The sequence below is a fragment of the Paenibacillus rhizolycopersici genome (assembly GCF_014947195.2).
Taxonomy (GTDB): Bacteria; Bacillota; Bacilli; order Paenibacillales; family Paenibacillaceae; genus Fontibacillus; species Fontibacillus rhizolycopersici.
In genome coordinates, this window is sequence record NZ_JADCNN020000015.1 from 64,847 (window position 1) to 79,070 (window position 14,224).

The following is a 14,224-nucleotide window of genomic DNA, read 5'->3' on the forward strand; positions in this document are numbered from 1 at the left end:
AGGAATATCCCGAATTCTCACGAATATCTTCTAAGTAGTGGAATCCAACGAATATTCCCAGGGAGGTACTAACCATGGAAGTATTAAAGGTTTCAGCAAAATCCAACCCCAACTCCGTTGCCGGCGCGTTGGCTGGCGTACTCAGAGAACGTGGCGCTGCTGAACTTCAGGCCATTGGGGCGGGGGCTCTAAACCAAGCCATCAAAGCCGTAGCGATCGCCCGGGGATTCGTCGCGCCAAGCGGCGTGGACTTGATTTGCATTCCAGCCTTTACCGACATCGTGATCGATGGCGAGGATCGTACCGCTATTAAATTGATCGTAGAACCGAGATAACGTTTTAATAGAGATGACGCCTGTTTACATCCGTAGACAGGCTTTTTTGTTTTTTTCGGCAAACTATACGTAACGAAGGAGGAAGGATCATGACGAGACCGATCATTGATTTTCATTGCGACGCCTTAAGCAAACTGCAGCTAGATCCTAAGCTGGATTTTTCGAAGGATCGCCGCCTCGATGTAAATCTACGCCGTTTGAAAGAGGGCGGGGTGAAGCTGCAAACGTTCGCGGTTTTTCTGTCTCAGCGGCTGGGCCCCCCGAAAATGGAACATATCCTAGAACAAATCGATGTCTATCAAGAACGCGTTCAACCTATGGGGGTGCTTCCCGTACAATCTGTGGAGGATCTGGATGCCTTGGAGCGTGGGGAGGCCATCGGAGGGCTGCTGTCGCTGGAAGGGGCGGACGGGCTGGAGGGTAACTTGCATTATGTCCGCGTATGTTTTGAGAAAGGCGTTCGCTTTCTCGGACTGACCTGGAATTATGCCAACTGGGCCGCCGACGGGGTCATGGAGCCGCGAAACGGCGGGTTTACGCCAGCCGGTCTGGAGCTGGTCAATCTCTGCCATGAGCTCGGAATCATTCTGGATGTCTCGCATTTGTCGGTCAAAGGATTTTGGGAGCTTCAGGAGCTCGCGGAGTCAGCCGGCAAGCCGTTTATCGCTTCCCATTCCAACGCGTACCAGGTTTGCCCGCATGCCCGGAATCTTCGCGACGATCAGATCAAGGCGATCATCAAGCTGGGCGGTCTAATCGGCGTGACTACCGTACCGTGGTTTGTTAAAGAGGGGCGAAGCGCGTCCAGCAAAGATTTGCTGCCACATATCGAGCGGATTTGTTCGTTAGGGGGATCGTCTAACTTAATGTTCGGGTCCGATTTCGATGGGATTGAATCGCACTTAACCGATTTCCGACATTCGGGACATTACGCCGTTTGGCAGGAAACTTTGCTCAAATATTATCCGGAAGAGCTTGTCCGCGGATGGTTGTACGACAACGCAGCCGCGTTCCTGCGCGCTTGGTTGCCTTCTCACAAGTAAGCGCTTTAATTCATCCAATTGTGAGAACGAATTGATCGAAAACTACTATATGAAAAAAGGCTAGAAAACGCTTGCTTTTTACCAGGTTGAGACATAAAATTGACATGACTCTGAAACAGAATGTTCACAAACAAGGGGTTAGAATGTGACCTCTTGCACGTTAACATTCAAACTTCATTATTATTCTATTTTTTCCATTGCGATACGATTAAAGGGGTGGGCGATCTTGATTAGTCAATTGTCTTGGAAGATCGGTGGACAGCAGGGCGAGGGCGTTGAAAGTACGGATCGGATTTTTTCGACGGCTTTGAACCGGCTGGGATATTATTTGTACGGGTATCGGCATTTCTCCTCCCGTATTAAAGGCGGTCATACGAATAACAAAATCCGGATCAGTACCAAGCCGATTCGCGCGATTTCCGACGACTTGGACATTTTAGTCGCTTTTGACCAAGAAAGTATCGATTTGAATGCACAGGAGCTGCGTAGCGGCGGGGTGATCGTGGCGGATGCCAAGTTTAACCCGACGGTACCGGAGGGCGTGGATGCTCGTTTGTTCCCGGTGCCGATTACCAGTATTGCCGAAGAACTTGGGACTTCACTGATGAAGAACATGGTAGCTTCCGGTGCATCCTGGGCGTTGCTCGGACTTCCGCTAGAAGTATTCAATAAAGCGGTGGAAGAGGAATTCGGCCGTAAAGGGCCAGCGATTGTTGAGAAGAATATCGAAGCGGTCAAACGGGGAGCGGATTTCGTACTGGAACTCGCAGGAGGTCCTCTGGAGGAATTCAAGCTTGAGCCCGCTGACGGTAAGCAAAAGCTGTTCATGATCGGCAACGATGCGATCGGCTTAGGGGCTGTAGCCGCAGGCTGCCGGATTATGAGTGCTTACCCGATTACACCGGCTTCTGAAATTATGGAATATTTGATTAAGAAATTGCCGAAATTCGGCGGAACGGTCGTACAAACGGAGGATGAAATCGCGGCGATTACGATGGCGATCGGTTCGAGTTATGCAGGTGTCCGTACAATGACGGCATCGGCGGGACCCGGTCTGTCCCTGATGATGGAGGCGATCGGCTTGGCTGGGATGACCGAGACACCGGTTGTTATCGTCGATACGCAGCGTGGCGGTCCAAGTACAGGTTTGCCGACAAAGCAGGAACAGAGCGATATCAATGCACTGATCTATGGCACGCATGGGGAAATTCCGAAGATCGTCATTGCACCAAGCTCGATCGAAGAATGCTTCTATGATACAGTGGAAGCCTTCAATCTGGCTGAAAAATACCAAGTGCCGGTGATCATAGCTACGGATTTGCAATTATCCCTTGGTAAGCAGTCGTGCGAAATGCTGGATTACAGCAAGGTTTCGATTGATCGCGGCTACCTTGTGAAGGATATTCCGGATCGCGACGATTCCAGCATGTTTAACCGTTATGCCTTTACGGAGAATGGCATCTCCCCACGGGTATTGCCAGGTGAGAAGAATGGCATTCACCATGTGACCGGGGTCGAGCATGATGAATCCGGACGTCCGTCGGAAAGTACGGTTAACCGGAAGAAAATGATGGATAAACGTCTGCGGAAGCTTGCTCAGCTTGAAGTCACTAACCCGGTTCACCTGCAAGCGCCACACGCCGAACCGGATCTGCTCATTATCGGCATGGGTTCAACGGGAGGAACGATTGATCAAGCCCGTGTACACCTGTCCGAAGACGGGGTGAAGACGAACCACATGACCGTGCGACTGATGCATCCGTTCCCAACCGAGCAGGTGTTGCCGCAAATCGCGAAGGCGAAGAAAGTGGTCGTTCTGGAGAACAATGCTACCGGCCAATTGGCGAATTTGATTAAACAAAACATCGGCTACCACGACAAGATCGTGAATGTACTGAAATATAACGGCAATCCGTTCCTTCCTTCGGAAGTCTACGAGGAATGCAAGAAGGCATCCGGGAATAAAGCGCAGGAGGAGTTGGTGAAAAATGGCAACGTTTAAAGAGTTCCGTAACAACGTTAAACCTAACTGGTGTCCGGGCTGCGGCGATTTCTCCATTCAAGCCGCTATCCAACGCGCCGCGGCGAATGTAGGTCTTGAACCGGAGAACCTCGCCGTCATTTCCGGGATTGGTTGCTCCGGTCGGATTTCTGGATATATTAATGCCTACGGTCTGCATGGGATTCATGGCCGCGCACTGCCAATTGCCCAAGGCGTAAAGCTGGCGAACCGCGATCTGACGGTTATCGCTTCCGGCGGCGACGGCGACGGCTTCGCGATCGGGATGGGCCATACGGTGCATGCGATTCGTCGTAACGTCAACATCACTTACATCGTGATGGATAACCAGATTTACGGGTTGACCAAAGGGCAAACCTCCCCGCGCAGCGGCGAAGGTTTCAAGACGAAGAGTACCCCGGAAGGCTCGGTGGAATCGACCTTGTCACCGCTTGAAATCGCCTTGGCGTCCGGCGCCACTTTCGTGGCCCAGTCGTTCTCCAGCGATTTGAAGCAGCTCACGTCGCTGATCGAGCAAGGGATCCAGCACGAAGGCTTCTCCTTGATCAACGTGTTTAGCCCATGCGTTACCTTCAACAAGGTGAACACGTACGACTGGTTCAAAGAGAACATCATCAATCTAGAGACCGTTCCGGATTATGATCCAAGCAACCGGGCGATGGCCATGGCGAAGCTGATGGAGACAAACAGCATGATTACCGGGCTGATCTATCAAAACAAAGCGAAGAAGAGCTACGAGGATCTCGTACACGGCTTCAAGGAAGAGCCGCTGGCATATCAATCGCTGGCGTTGTCCGAAAGCGAGTTTGACAATCTTGTAGCAGAATTTAAATAATGGGGTTAAAGGCGTCCATTTCCGATGGACGCCTTTTCCTTTTTTTCGTCATAAGGTGTATAATGAGTAGCGATGTGAATCGTCATCGATATAGAGAATTTACGAGGAGTGTTTGTAGACATGAGCAAAACTGTACCTGTCGGCGTATCCGCGCGTCATATTCACTTGACGCAGGAGCATATTGAAATTTTGTTTGGACAAGGCTACCAATTAACTGAATTCAAGCCTTTGTCGCAACCGGGGCAATTTGCCGCAAATGAACAAGTGGCTGTCATCGGATCGAAAGGCCAGTTCGACAAAGTCCGCATCTTGGGTCCAGCTCGTCCGGCTTCCCAATTGGAAATTTCCCGCACGGATTCCTTCGCCATCGGCGTCAAAGCACCGGTGCGCGAGTCCGGTAACATTGAAGGCACACCTGGCATCAAAGTCGTAGGACCTGCTGGTGAAATCGAACTGGAACAAGGCGTAATCGTCGCAGCGCGCCATATTCACTTCCACACTTCCGATGCGGAGAAATGGGGCATCAAAGACAAGCAGCTCCTGAAGGTTCGCTTGGGCGGCGAACGCGGTTTGGTGCTTGAGAACGTCATCGCCCGCGTGTCCGACAACTTTGCACTTGATATGCACATCGACACGGACGAAGCGAATGCGGCCGGTGCCAAGACAGGCGATACGGCTGAAATCGTCGACTGAACGGATAAGGTGAACGAATAAACAAAGGGCTTGACCTAGGCTACTTAAGCCAGGGTCAAGCCCTTTTTGGCGTGAAGCTTACGCCTCAATGGATACCGCATGGGCAATACAAGGAATGCTCTCCCCTTGTTGAAAGGAAAGGGGAGATAGCAACGCGCCGGTAGCCACAACGAGGATTCGTTTTAACTCACCACGCTTGACCCGGTTCAGCAAATGCCCGTAAGTGACGACCGCGGAGCAGGCGCAGCCACTGGCACCGGCCTGGACTTGCTGCTTCTCGTAATCATAGATCATCATTCCACAATCCTGATAGGTGGTTTGCTTGATCGGAATGTTGTGGCGGACGAACAAGTCATTGGCGATGGCATAACCAACCTTGGACAAGTCTCCGGTGACGATCAAGTCGTAGTAGGAGGGTTCGATTTGCAGATCGCGAAAATGGGCTTGTATCGTATCGACGGCTGCCGGTGCCATCGCCGCGCCCATATTAAACGGGTCGGTGATCCCCATATCGATAACCTTGCCGATGGTGGCGGAAGTGATCGATGGCCCATCCCCTTCGGGAGACACCACCGCGGAACCCGAACCGGTAACCGTGAACTGGGCGGTTGGCGGCTTCTGTGAACCATATTCCGTCGGGTAGCGGAACTGCTTCTCCACACTGCCGTTATGGCTGCATGTCCCGGCTACAACGTATTTCGCACCGCCGGAATTGACGACATAAGCAGCCATTGCCAGCGTCTCCATCGAGGTAGAGCAGGCGCCGAACATGCCGATGTAGGGGATGCTGAGCGTCCGTGCAGCAAAGCTGTTGCTGATGATCTGGTTCATCAGATCACCGCCGAAATAGAACTGGATCTGCTCCTTGGTTAAGCCGGCATGCCTGATCGCCAGTTGGGCCGACTCCTCCAACAGCGTTTTTTCGGCTTTTTCCCAGCTGTCTTGGCCCATATAGAGGTCCGCATGAATAATATCGAAATCTTCGGCCAGCGGCCCTTGCCCTTCAAACGGTCCAACGACAGTGGCTGTGCTGATGATTTTTGGCTTGTTTTCAAATACCCAGCTTTGATGGCCCTTCAGCATGTTAGTGTCCTCCTCCGGCATACCCTGGGACAAACACGGCGTAAATCAAGCCGATGATAAAGGCGGCTACCGTCCCAAATACGATCACGGAGCCCGCTAATTGGAACATCCCCGCACCGACGCCAAGTACCAGTCCTTCCGGGCGATGCTCGATCGCCGTTGAAGCCATCGAGTTCGCAAACCCCGTAACAGGAACGGCCGTACCGGCCCCGGCCCATTGCGCGATTTTATCATAAACCCCAAAGCTAGTGAGCAGGACGGAGACGATCACAAGGATGGCGACAGTCGGATTGGCGGCTTCTTTCTCGCTCATTCCGGCAAAATGGATAAAGGCCTGTCGGATGCATTCTCCAATCAGGCAAATCAGTCCGCCGACCAAAAAGGCCCGCAGGCAATTGACGGCCACCGGACGCTTCGGCTCATGAGCATTCGCCAGCCGTTGATATTGCTGTTGCGTCGGGGTCAACTGCTTATTTTTTTTCTTGGCCATGCTCCCCATCCTCCTATTGGATTAATAACGGTTTGACTTGATCGATGACCTGCTGTAGATTGGCCGAGCAATCCTCGTACAGCTTCTTCGCCGCTTCTTCGTCCGTGGAGAGGGCGAACATTTCTAAATCGGCTTCGCACTTCTTTAACTGGGCGAGCAGGACGGCTTTTTCCTGAGGCTGCGGCACGGTAATTTGATCGTCGTACAGATCGGCGTAAAGCTGGCCATACGCGTCAACCTGCCCCAGATTGACGTTATCCAACGAAACGCCAAGCTTCTCCAGTTCGGTATTCAGCCACTTCCGGTTGAGTCCCAGCGTCGCGAGCGGCTCGTCCATGATTTTACCGTCGATAATCACCGTTTGCGGCTCAGGCTCGGGAGCAACCTTGATTCCCAATTGGGATGGTGTGAGAGGCTGGTATTCATTCTTCAACATCGCATTGATTTGTCCATCGGTCTCGATAACTGCAAATTCCACTTCAGCTACTTTGAAAATACTTTTCTTCCTTAGCTGCTCCATGAGTTCTTCGTTGGTCAGCTTCTCCTTCTTCAGGTTATCCTCCAAAATTTTGCCGTCCTTGATGAGTACCGTGCTGCTGCTGTCGAGCCAATCCCGTGTTTTCTTGCTCTTGAGCTGCAGGAATTCGATACCGAAGGAGACGAGAAACCAGACGGTAACCGCGATCAATCCGAGATACCAGTCGGTGTTAATATCCAGTGAAATATAGGCGGTGATACTCCCGATCGTGATCCCGGTAACATACTCGAAGAAGGTAAGCTGAGAAATTTGCCTTTTTCCGAGCAGACGGGTGAGAATGAACAAAACGACGATGGCCACCAGCGTTCGGACGACGACTTCCAACCACATCGGCATGGGGAATGCTCCTTTCGTAGACAATCCAAGGCGAGATAACCCAATTATGCGCGGGGGTGCGTGAATTTAGTAAGACAAAATGTGGAAGGAAGATGACGCGTATGAATCTGTTTTGGAAAGGTGAAATTATGCTTTGTTCAAAGCATCATGCAAAAATAAAGGTGGTGAAATAATGACAGTAGCAGCTCAAGTCAAAACGACCTTAGCATCCTTAAAAAGTGCACAAGCGAACCTGGAGCAATTCGCTTTAAACACGCAAAACCAACAAGCGAAAGATCTGTTTACGCAATGTGCGGAACAAACGCAACAAATCGTGACTCAAGTGGAAAGCCGCGTCTCGCAGCTGGAAAGCGAAGAACCACAATACAAGGGATTTTAAACGATGAATCGAACCAGGCCCGTCCGAGAGAACGGGCCTTTTGGCGTTTCATTTATCATTCGCAGGAATGCGTCCGGCTTAGCGGGGCGAGGGCCTTTATCTGGATATCCAAGCCCGCCCATGTTATAATTTAGTGTAATGCATTTTTAGGTATTATGATGATGCCCATAAGGAACGAAGATAGATCAGGTAAAGGAGTGAACGGGCAACATGGCTAAGGAAACGAAAGATTATTCCAAATATTTTGACTTCTCGGACGCCCGGGTCATTTCGGAGGATGAACACGGGAAGAAAATCCGAATCCGAGGCCGGGATATTCAAATTTTGTCCGAACCGAACCATCGCATGGAGAAGCAGCGGGGGAAAGAAGACGTACAGGTCCTGTACGAGAACGCGGTTCCCGACGAGCTGAAGGGGATCGGTAACGGCAAGCATTATATCGTATATACATTTGGTTGCCAGATGAACGAGCATGACACCGAAACGATTAAAGGTTTGTTGGAGCTTATGGGTTACCGGGCGACCGAAGATCGTAAAGTTGCGGATATCATTTTGCTGAATACCTGTGCCATTCGGGAGAATGCAGAGGATAAGGTGTTTGGCGAATTGGGTCATCTCAAAGGCTTGAAGACGGAGAAGCCGAATTTGCTGCTGGGCGTTTGCGGCTGTATGTCACAGGAAGAAGGCGTGGTCAAGCGCATCCTGCAGAAACACGGGTTCGTGGATCTGATCTTTGGCACGCATAATATTCACCGTTTGCCGCATCTGATACAGGAGGCATTGTTCAGCAAAGAGATGGTGGTCGAAGTCTGGTCCAAGGAAGGCGACATCATCGAGAACTTGCCGAAGAAACGGGAAGGCATGCGGGCGTGGGTGAACATCATGTACGGATGCGACAAGTTCTGTACATATTGTATCGTGCCGTTTACCCGCGGCAAGGAGCGCAGCCGTCGTCCGGAGGACGTCATTGCAGAGGTGCGAGAACTGGCGCGCCAAGGCTATAAAGAGGTGACGCTGCTCGGGCAAAATGTCAATGCGTATGGCAAGGACTTTACCGACATTAACTATACTTTTGCCCATCTGATGGACGATATCCGCCAAATCGATATTCCGCGCGTCCGGTTTATGACATCGCATCCACGCGATTTTGACGATGCGTTGATCGATGTACTGGCCAAAGGCGGTAACTTGGTGGAGCACATTCATTTGCCGGTGCAATCCGGCAGCAGTGAAGTGTTGAAGAAGATGAGTCGGAAGTATTCTCGCGAGCATTATCTCGAACTCGTGCGTAAAATCAAAGTGAAAATTCCGAATGTCGTGCTGACGACGGATATCATCGTCGGATTCCCGGGTGAAACCGAGGAGCAGTTCGAGGATACGTTGTCCCTTGTACGCGAGGTTGGATTCGATTCGGCATATACGTTCGTCTACTCTCCGCGGGAGGGGACGCCGGCTGCTGTGATGGAAGACAACGTTCAGATGGAAGAGAAAAAGGCACGGCTTGCTCGGCTGAACGATACCATTAATGAATTCAGCCGCGTCAGCAACGAGGAGCAGCGCGGACAGATCGTTGAGGTACTGGTCGAAGGCGAAAGCAAGAACAACACCAATGTGTTGTCCGGCCGTACCCGCAGCAACAAGCTTGTTCATTTCGAGGGCGGAGCGGAATTGATCGGTACATTTGTTCAAGTGGAGATCACCGATCCGATGACTTGGTACATCAAAGGCAATCTTATAGAGCAAACCGCCAAATTGGCGTAACCCAGGGGAGGTTAAAAACGGTGGAACAGCATAAAGATCAAACCGATAGCGGAATTCCAAAATTCGATTCGCGGGATCTTGTGATTCGCGAGGATATTATGAGTAAAGCTAAGGAATTGGCCGAATTGATCGGCACCAGCGAGGAAGTACAGCAGTTTCAAAAAGCGGAGAAGCTGGTTCAGCAGCATGAACGCATTCAGACGCTGATCAGTGCGATAAAGAAGAAGCAGAAAGAAATCGTCGCATTCGAGACGTTCCAGAATCAAGCGATGGTTCAAAAAATCGAACGCGAAATCGAGGAACTGCAGGACGAACTGGATGGGATTCCGATCGTAACGGAGTTCCAGCAAAGCCAAAGCGATATCAACTATTTGCTCCAGCTGGTCGTCTCCGTCATTCGCGATACGGTAGCCAGCAAAGTAAATGTCGAGTCGGGTAGCGAGCCGGCCGTCTCCTCCGGTTACGGAGAGTAAAGCGAAACAGTCGGTGCGGAGGCAATCCCTCCGCTTTTTTTATGGGGGTGGTTGTTTGAAGCACCATCTCTTCGGAATATTATAATACAGAGAGAAGCAAGGATAGGGGGGCAACACGTGAATTGGAGTGAAGAAGTACTACGTCGCGACGAGCAATCGTTCTGGGGGCTTTTGGGGCTGCGCCTCATCTCAGCCGATCAAACGCTAGTGGAGCTCGGCCTGACGGCAGAAGCAGCCCATCTCAACTCCATGGGCATTGTGCACGGCGGTGTGCTGTCGTCCATGATGGATCAAGCGATGGGGACACTGGTGGCCACGGTTAAGGGCAAGCTCGGCGTGACAACCCATTTAAATGTAAATTTCTTGAGTCCGATGCGCACAGGAGAACTCGTGGTGTCGGCATTTCCGTTGCATGAAACTTTTCGGACTATGACGTTACGCTCCGAGGTTCGCAACGAAGAAGGAACCCTTGGTTGCATATCGACGGCAACATTCCGTTTGCCGAAATGAGCGAAGGAACCGTCGGCAGGTTAATATCGCATGAATTCGCAAATGCCGGACTTATCGGTCGGCCGGCGTTATCCTAGACGATGTGGTGATACGTGATGAACGAAGAACAAAAGCAGGTAGTTAATGAGGTTAAAAAATATCGGACGCCGGACGGAATCCCGGCCGACATCGTCATGTTTACGTTGACGAGGCAGGAACGAAAGGCATCGACCAAATCGCTGCCGCACTTTGATCTGAAGGTCATGCTGATCCGCCGACGGAGCTGGCCATTTGCCGGTGCCTGGGCTTTGCCGGGCGGTTTCTCGCAGGAGGATGAATCGCTGTACGAAACGGCGCGCCGCGAACTGAAGGAAGAAACCGGCGTTGACGGCTCCCATCTGGAGTATCTAGGCGTGTACAGCAAGCCGGGGCGGGATCCACGCGGTTGGATTATCTCCCATGCCTTTTTCGCGCTGGTGGAAGAATGGGTGCTGGAGAAACGACAATCGGCAGATGATGCACAGGAAGTGGGTCTCTTTACCGTTCACGAGGCCTTGGAGGATTTGCAGCTTGCCTTCGACCACCGCGAAATTTTGCAGGACGCCTATAAACGCATCCAGCAACAAATGCTGCATACAACGATCGCCAAGCAGTTCCTGCCTCCGCATTTTACGTTAGGCGAATTGTATCAGGTGATTCAAACCGTTGTTCCGGACTTTGCCGAGCTGAATTTTATCCGTAAAATTACATCGACGCGGAGCCGTCAGGGGATACTGGAGGAAGTCCATGACGAATTGGGCAAACCGATGTTATCCAACCAGTATTCGCAGCGTCCTGCCCAGTTGTACCGGTTTACCGATTTCACACCGCAGCTGTCCATCTATACCTAATCCCAAGCAAGAACTACATAACTAGCGGCTGTCGGTGAATGGATAGTACGAAGGGAGAGTGAGATCATGAAAGCTCTGATCGTCATCGATTATACGAATGATTTTGTGGACGGCAACCTTCCGGTTGGCCAACCGGCAATCGACATCGAACCGGCAATTTGCCGGTTGACGGAGTCTTTTGCGTCGCAAGGCGATTTTGTCGTCATGGCCGTTGATCTGCACGAACGGGAAGATCAGTGGCATCCGGAGACGAAGTTATTCCCGCCCCATAATTTGAGGGATACAGAAGGGCGCGCTTTATATGGCCGTTTGGCTGAAGTATATAAGCAGAACCAGGACCGGATCTACTGGATGGACAAAACTAGATATAGCGCGTTTTGCGGGACGGACCTGGAACTGAAACTGCGAGAACGCGGGATTACGGAAGTGCATCTGATCGGCGTGTGTACAGACATTTGCGTGCTGCATACGGCGGTGGACGCCTACAACAAAGGATTCGCTATTACAGTTTATGAAGATGCGGTAGCCAGCTTCAACCCGGATGGGCATACCTGGGCGTTGGGCCATTTCCGCAACAGTTTGGGAGCCGCCATAACCAACACCCAGAGAGGATGAACAGGGATGCCAACCACGGGTTTAGCACTGCATACCGATAAATATCAGATCAATATGATCTACGCGCATTGGATGAACGGAACGCATTTGCGAAAGACGGTGTTTGAAGCCTACTTCCGCAAGCTCCCGTTCGGCAACGGGTATGCGGTGTTTGCAGGCTTGGAGCGGATCGTGGACTATATTCGGCAGCTCCGGTTTACCGAAGAGGATCTAGCTTATTTGGCCAAACAGGAGGAGCACTATAAGCCGGAATTTCTGGACCTTCTGCGCGGGTTCGAATTTAAAGGCACATTGATGTCGATGAAGGAAGGCGCACTTTGCTTCCCGAACGAGCCGTTGATTCGCGTGGAAGGGACGATCACGGAGACCCAACTGGTCGAGACGGCGCTGTTAAACTTCATGAATTTCCAGACCTTAATCGCTACCAAAGCGTCACGGGTCAAGCGGGTCGCCGAGAACGACGTGCTGCTGGAGTTCGGCACCCGACGGGCACAGGAGGCCGATGCGGCTATTTGGGGGGCACGGGCCGCCTACGTAGCCGGTTTTGACGCAACGTCCAATTTGCTGGCCGGTGAAAATTTCGGCATTCCAACCAAAGGGACGCACGCTCATTCGTGGGTGCAGATTTTCGATTCGGAGCAGGAAGCCTTCGAGTTATACGCGAAGGCGCTGCCGGATCAGGTTTCGCTGCTGGTCGATACGTTTGATACGTTGAAAAGCGGCGTTCCGCATGCGATTCATACCGGAAAAATGCTGGAAGCCGCCGGCAAGCGGCTCGGCAGCATCCGCCTAGACAGCGGCGATTTGGCTTACCTCTCCATCCAAGCCCGCAAAATGTTGGATGATGCCGGCCTGCCTTATGTCAAAATCGTCGCGTCCAACGACCTTGACGAGAATACGATTTTTAACCTGAAGGCCCAAGGGGCAAAGATCGATATTTGGGGCGTGGGGACCCAGTTGATTACGGCGGCGGACCAACCGGCACTGGGCGGGGTCTATAAGCTTGTAGAACGGGAGAAGGACGGACGGATGGAGCCAACGATCAAAATCTCGGGCAATCCGGAGAAAGTCACGACCCCGGGCAAGAAGGACGTACTGCGGATCGTTAGTAAAGACAGCGGTAAAGCGATTGCGGATTACATCTGTTTTCCGCAGGAGCAGCAAGCACGGACGGGCGGCAGCCTTCGGTTGTTCGACCCAGTACATCCTTACATCAAAAAGTCGGTGAAAAACTACGAAGCCGTAGCCATGCTGCAACCGATCTTCGTGGATGGTCGGCTCGTTTATGAGCTGCCGTCACTGGACCAAATCCGTCAGTATCACCGAGAGCAGTTGGATTTGTTCTGGCCGGAGTATCTGCGTAAGCTGAATCCGGAATTTTACCGCATCAGCTTAAGTCAGGAAGCATGGGAATTAAAGCAAAAGATGATCGAGGACTATCTGGGCCATCAAGAGGAGTAGAGCCGTTCGATACGTCCTGCAACACAAAAAGATCGCTTCTCGCCTTACCGGCGGAGCGATCTTTTTTGCTAGGAAATTATTTCTCGGGAAAGCGCAAAAAGCGCTATAAATCGGCGGTTTGGCCGCCGGATTCGACAAGTTAACGACGGGACTCATATTTCGCAAAATAGTGCGCAAACAAAATATCGATTTGCCGCTCGACGGCTTCTTTACCTGGTCGGTTCTCCAAGTGCTTAATCTGCTTCGACAACACCAGCGGGAACAACACGGCTGCATTAATTTGCATCATCATAATATATAGGATTTCCGTATCGGTTTCGCCCGTAATTTCCTCCAAAGTACCGCTGATCTTGCCGAATCCGGTCGTTTTCATAAAGCTGGTGAAATCCTGTCGAGATTCGAAGGTAATCCGGCCTTTGCCCAGAACTTCATGCAGTAATCCGGGATATCGAAGCACCAACTCAACATATTGTAGCAGAAACGCCTTCAATCGATCTTTGGGATGAAGCGAGGTGTCGTCCAGAACGGAAAAGTTCGCTTGAAAAGAAGTCAACAATAGCTTTAACGCTTCGTTGATCAAATTGTCTTTCGAGCCGAAGTAGTAATTCACCAGGGCGAGATTGACATTGGCAGCAGCGGTAATTTTACGCAAGGTGACCTGATCGGCCCCTTCCGTCTTAATGAGCTCCATTGTTGCCTGAATGATATTCTGTTTGGTCGATAGCCCCTCCGCGCAATTGCTCATCGTACCGCTCCTTTATGCCATCCATTCTTCTGCCAAGT

Annotated in this window: 16 protein-coding genes; 12 read left to right on the forward strand and 4 right to left on the reverse strand. The window is 51.5% G+C overall.

Going from position 1 to position 14,224, the window contains the following annotated elements; translation table 11 throughout:
* The first annotated feature begins 74 nt into the window (after positions 1-74).
* From IM700_RS15920 to pduL, 5 genes are all read left to right on the forward strand, one after another.
* Complete coding sequence (locus IM700_RS15920) at positions 75-335, forward strand: stage V sporulation protein S (RefSeq protein ID WP_006286829.1); 261 nt, start codon at positions 75-77, stop codon at positions 333-335.
* A gap of 89 nt (positions 336-424) precedes the next feature.
* Entirely contained in the window at positions 425-1,378 is a 954-nt protein-coding gene (locus IM700_RS15925; protein WP_193415252.1) for a dipeptidase, read from the forward strand.
* A 226-nt stretch (positions 1,379-1,604) separates the two neighbouring features.
* The gene (locus IM700_RS15930; RefSeq protein WP_193415253.1) at positions 1,605-3,380 is read left to right on the forward strand and encodes a 2-oxoacid:acceptor oxidoreductase subunit alpha; all 1,776 of its coding nucleotides are present in this window, start codon (positions 1,605-1,607) and stop codon (positions 3,378-3,380) included.
* Positions 3,367-4,233 (forward strand): 2-oxoacid:ferredoxin oxidoreductase subunit beta, encoded by an 867-nt coding sequence (locus tag IM700_RS15935; protein WP_155607987.1) that lies wholly within the window; start codon positions 3,367-3,369, stop codon positions 4,231-4,233. The genes IM700_RS15930 and IM700_RS15935 overlap by 14 nt, the downstream gene beginning before the upstream one ends.
* Positions 4,234-4,353: 120 nt before the next feature.
* Positions 4,354-4,926: a phosphate propanoyltransferase gene (gene pduL, locus IM700_RS15940; protein WP_155607986.1), complete on the forward strand. Its 573-nt coding sequence runs from the start codon at positions 4,354-4,356 to the stop codon at positions 4,924-4,926.
* A gap of 78 nt (positions 4,927-5,004) precedes the next feature.
* Here the strand turns inward: pduL and spoVAD are convergent, their stop codons facing one another.
* The 3 genes from spoVAD to IM700_RS15955 are packed head-to-tail and all read right to left on the reverse strand — an operon-like array spanning position 5,005 to position 7,373.
* A complete protein-coding gene (spoVAD, locus tag IM700_RS15945; protein WP_193415254.1) occupies positions 5,005-6,009 on the reverse strand; it encodes a stage V sporulation protein AD in 1,005 nt (334 codons plus the stop codon).
* A gap of 1 nt (position 6,010) precedes the next feature.
* Positions 6,011-6,499, reverse strand: a complete 489-nt coding sequence (spoVAC, locus tag IM700_RS15950) for a stage V sporulation protein AC (protein WP_193415255.1) — start codon at positions 6,497-6,499, stop codon at positions 6,011-6,013.
* Between the two features lie 13 nt (positions 6,500-6,512).
* The gene (locus IM700_RS15955; RefSeq protein ID WP_193415256.1) at positions 6,513-7,373 is read right to left on the reverse strand and encodes a DUF421 domain-containing protein; all 861 of its coding nucleotides are present in this window, start codon (positions 7,371-7,373) and stop codon (positions 6,513-6,515) included.
* A 172-nt stretch (positions 7,374-7,545) separates the two neighbouring features.
* On the opposite strand from IM700_RS15955, the gene IM700_RS15960 reads away from it, so the two are divergent.
* From IM700_RS15960 to IM700_RS15990, 7 genes are all read left to right on the forward strand, one after another.
* Positions 7,546-7,752, forward strand: a complete 207-nt coding sequence (locus IM700_RS15960; protein WP_155607982.1) for a DUF1657 domain-containing protein — start codon at positions 7,546-7,548, stop codon at positions 7,750-7,752.
* Positions 7,753-7,962: 210 nt separating this feature from the next.
* Positions 7,963-9,513: a tRNA (N6-isopentenyl adenosine(37)-C2)-methylthiotransferase MiaB gene (gene miaB, locus IM700_RS15965; protein ID WP_193415257.1), complete on the forward strand. Its 1,551-nt coding sequence runs from the start codon at positions 7,963-7,965 to the stop codon at positions 9,511-9,513.
* A gap of 20 nt (positions 9,514-9,533) precedes the next feature.
* Positions 9,534-9,986, forward strand: coding sequence for a YlbF family regulator (locus tag IM700_RS15970; RefSeq protein WP_193415258.1), 453 nt, complete (start codon positions 9,534-9,536; stop codon positions 9,984-9,986).
* A gap of 117 nt (positions 9,987-10,103) precedes the next feature.
* Positions 10,104-10,496 (forward strand): hotdog fold thioesterase, encoded by a 393-nt coding sequence (locus IM700_RS15975; protein WP_193415259.1) that lies wholly within the window; start codon positions 10,104-10,106, stop codon positions 10,494-10,496.
* Between the two features lie 95 nt (positions 10,497-10,591).
* Positions 10,592-11,365, forward strand: a complete 774-nt coding sequence (locus IM700_RS15980; RefSeq protein WP_193415260.1) for an NUDIX domain-containing protein — start codon at positions 10,592-10,594, stop codon at positions 11,363-11,365.
* Positions 11,366-11,431: 66 nt separating this feature from the next.
* Positions 11,432-11,980, forward strand: coding sequence for a cysteine hydrolase family protein (locus IM700_RS15985; RefSeq protein WP_193415261.1), 549 nt, complete (start codon positions 11,432-11,434; stop codon positions 11,978-11,980).
* Between the two features lie 6 nt (positions 11,981-11,986).
* The gene (locus IM700_RS15990; RefSeq protein ID WP_193415262.1) at positions 11,987-13,441 is read left to right on the forward strand and encodes a nicotinate phosphoribosyltransferase; all 1,455 of its coding nucleotides are present in this window, start codon (positions 11,987-11,989) and stop codon (positions 13,439-13,441) included.
* 139 nt (positions 13,442-13,580) lie between these two features.
* Here IM700_RS15990 and IM700_RS15995 read toward each other — a convergent pair whose 3' ends face one another.
* Positions 13,581-14,186, reverse strand: coding sequence for a TetR/AcrR family transcriptional regulator (locus tag IM700_RS15995; protein ID WP_155607977.1), 606 nt, complete (start codon positions 14,184-14,186; stop codon positions 13,581-13,583).
* Between the last annotated feature and the right edge of the window lie 38 nt (positions 14,187-14,224).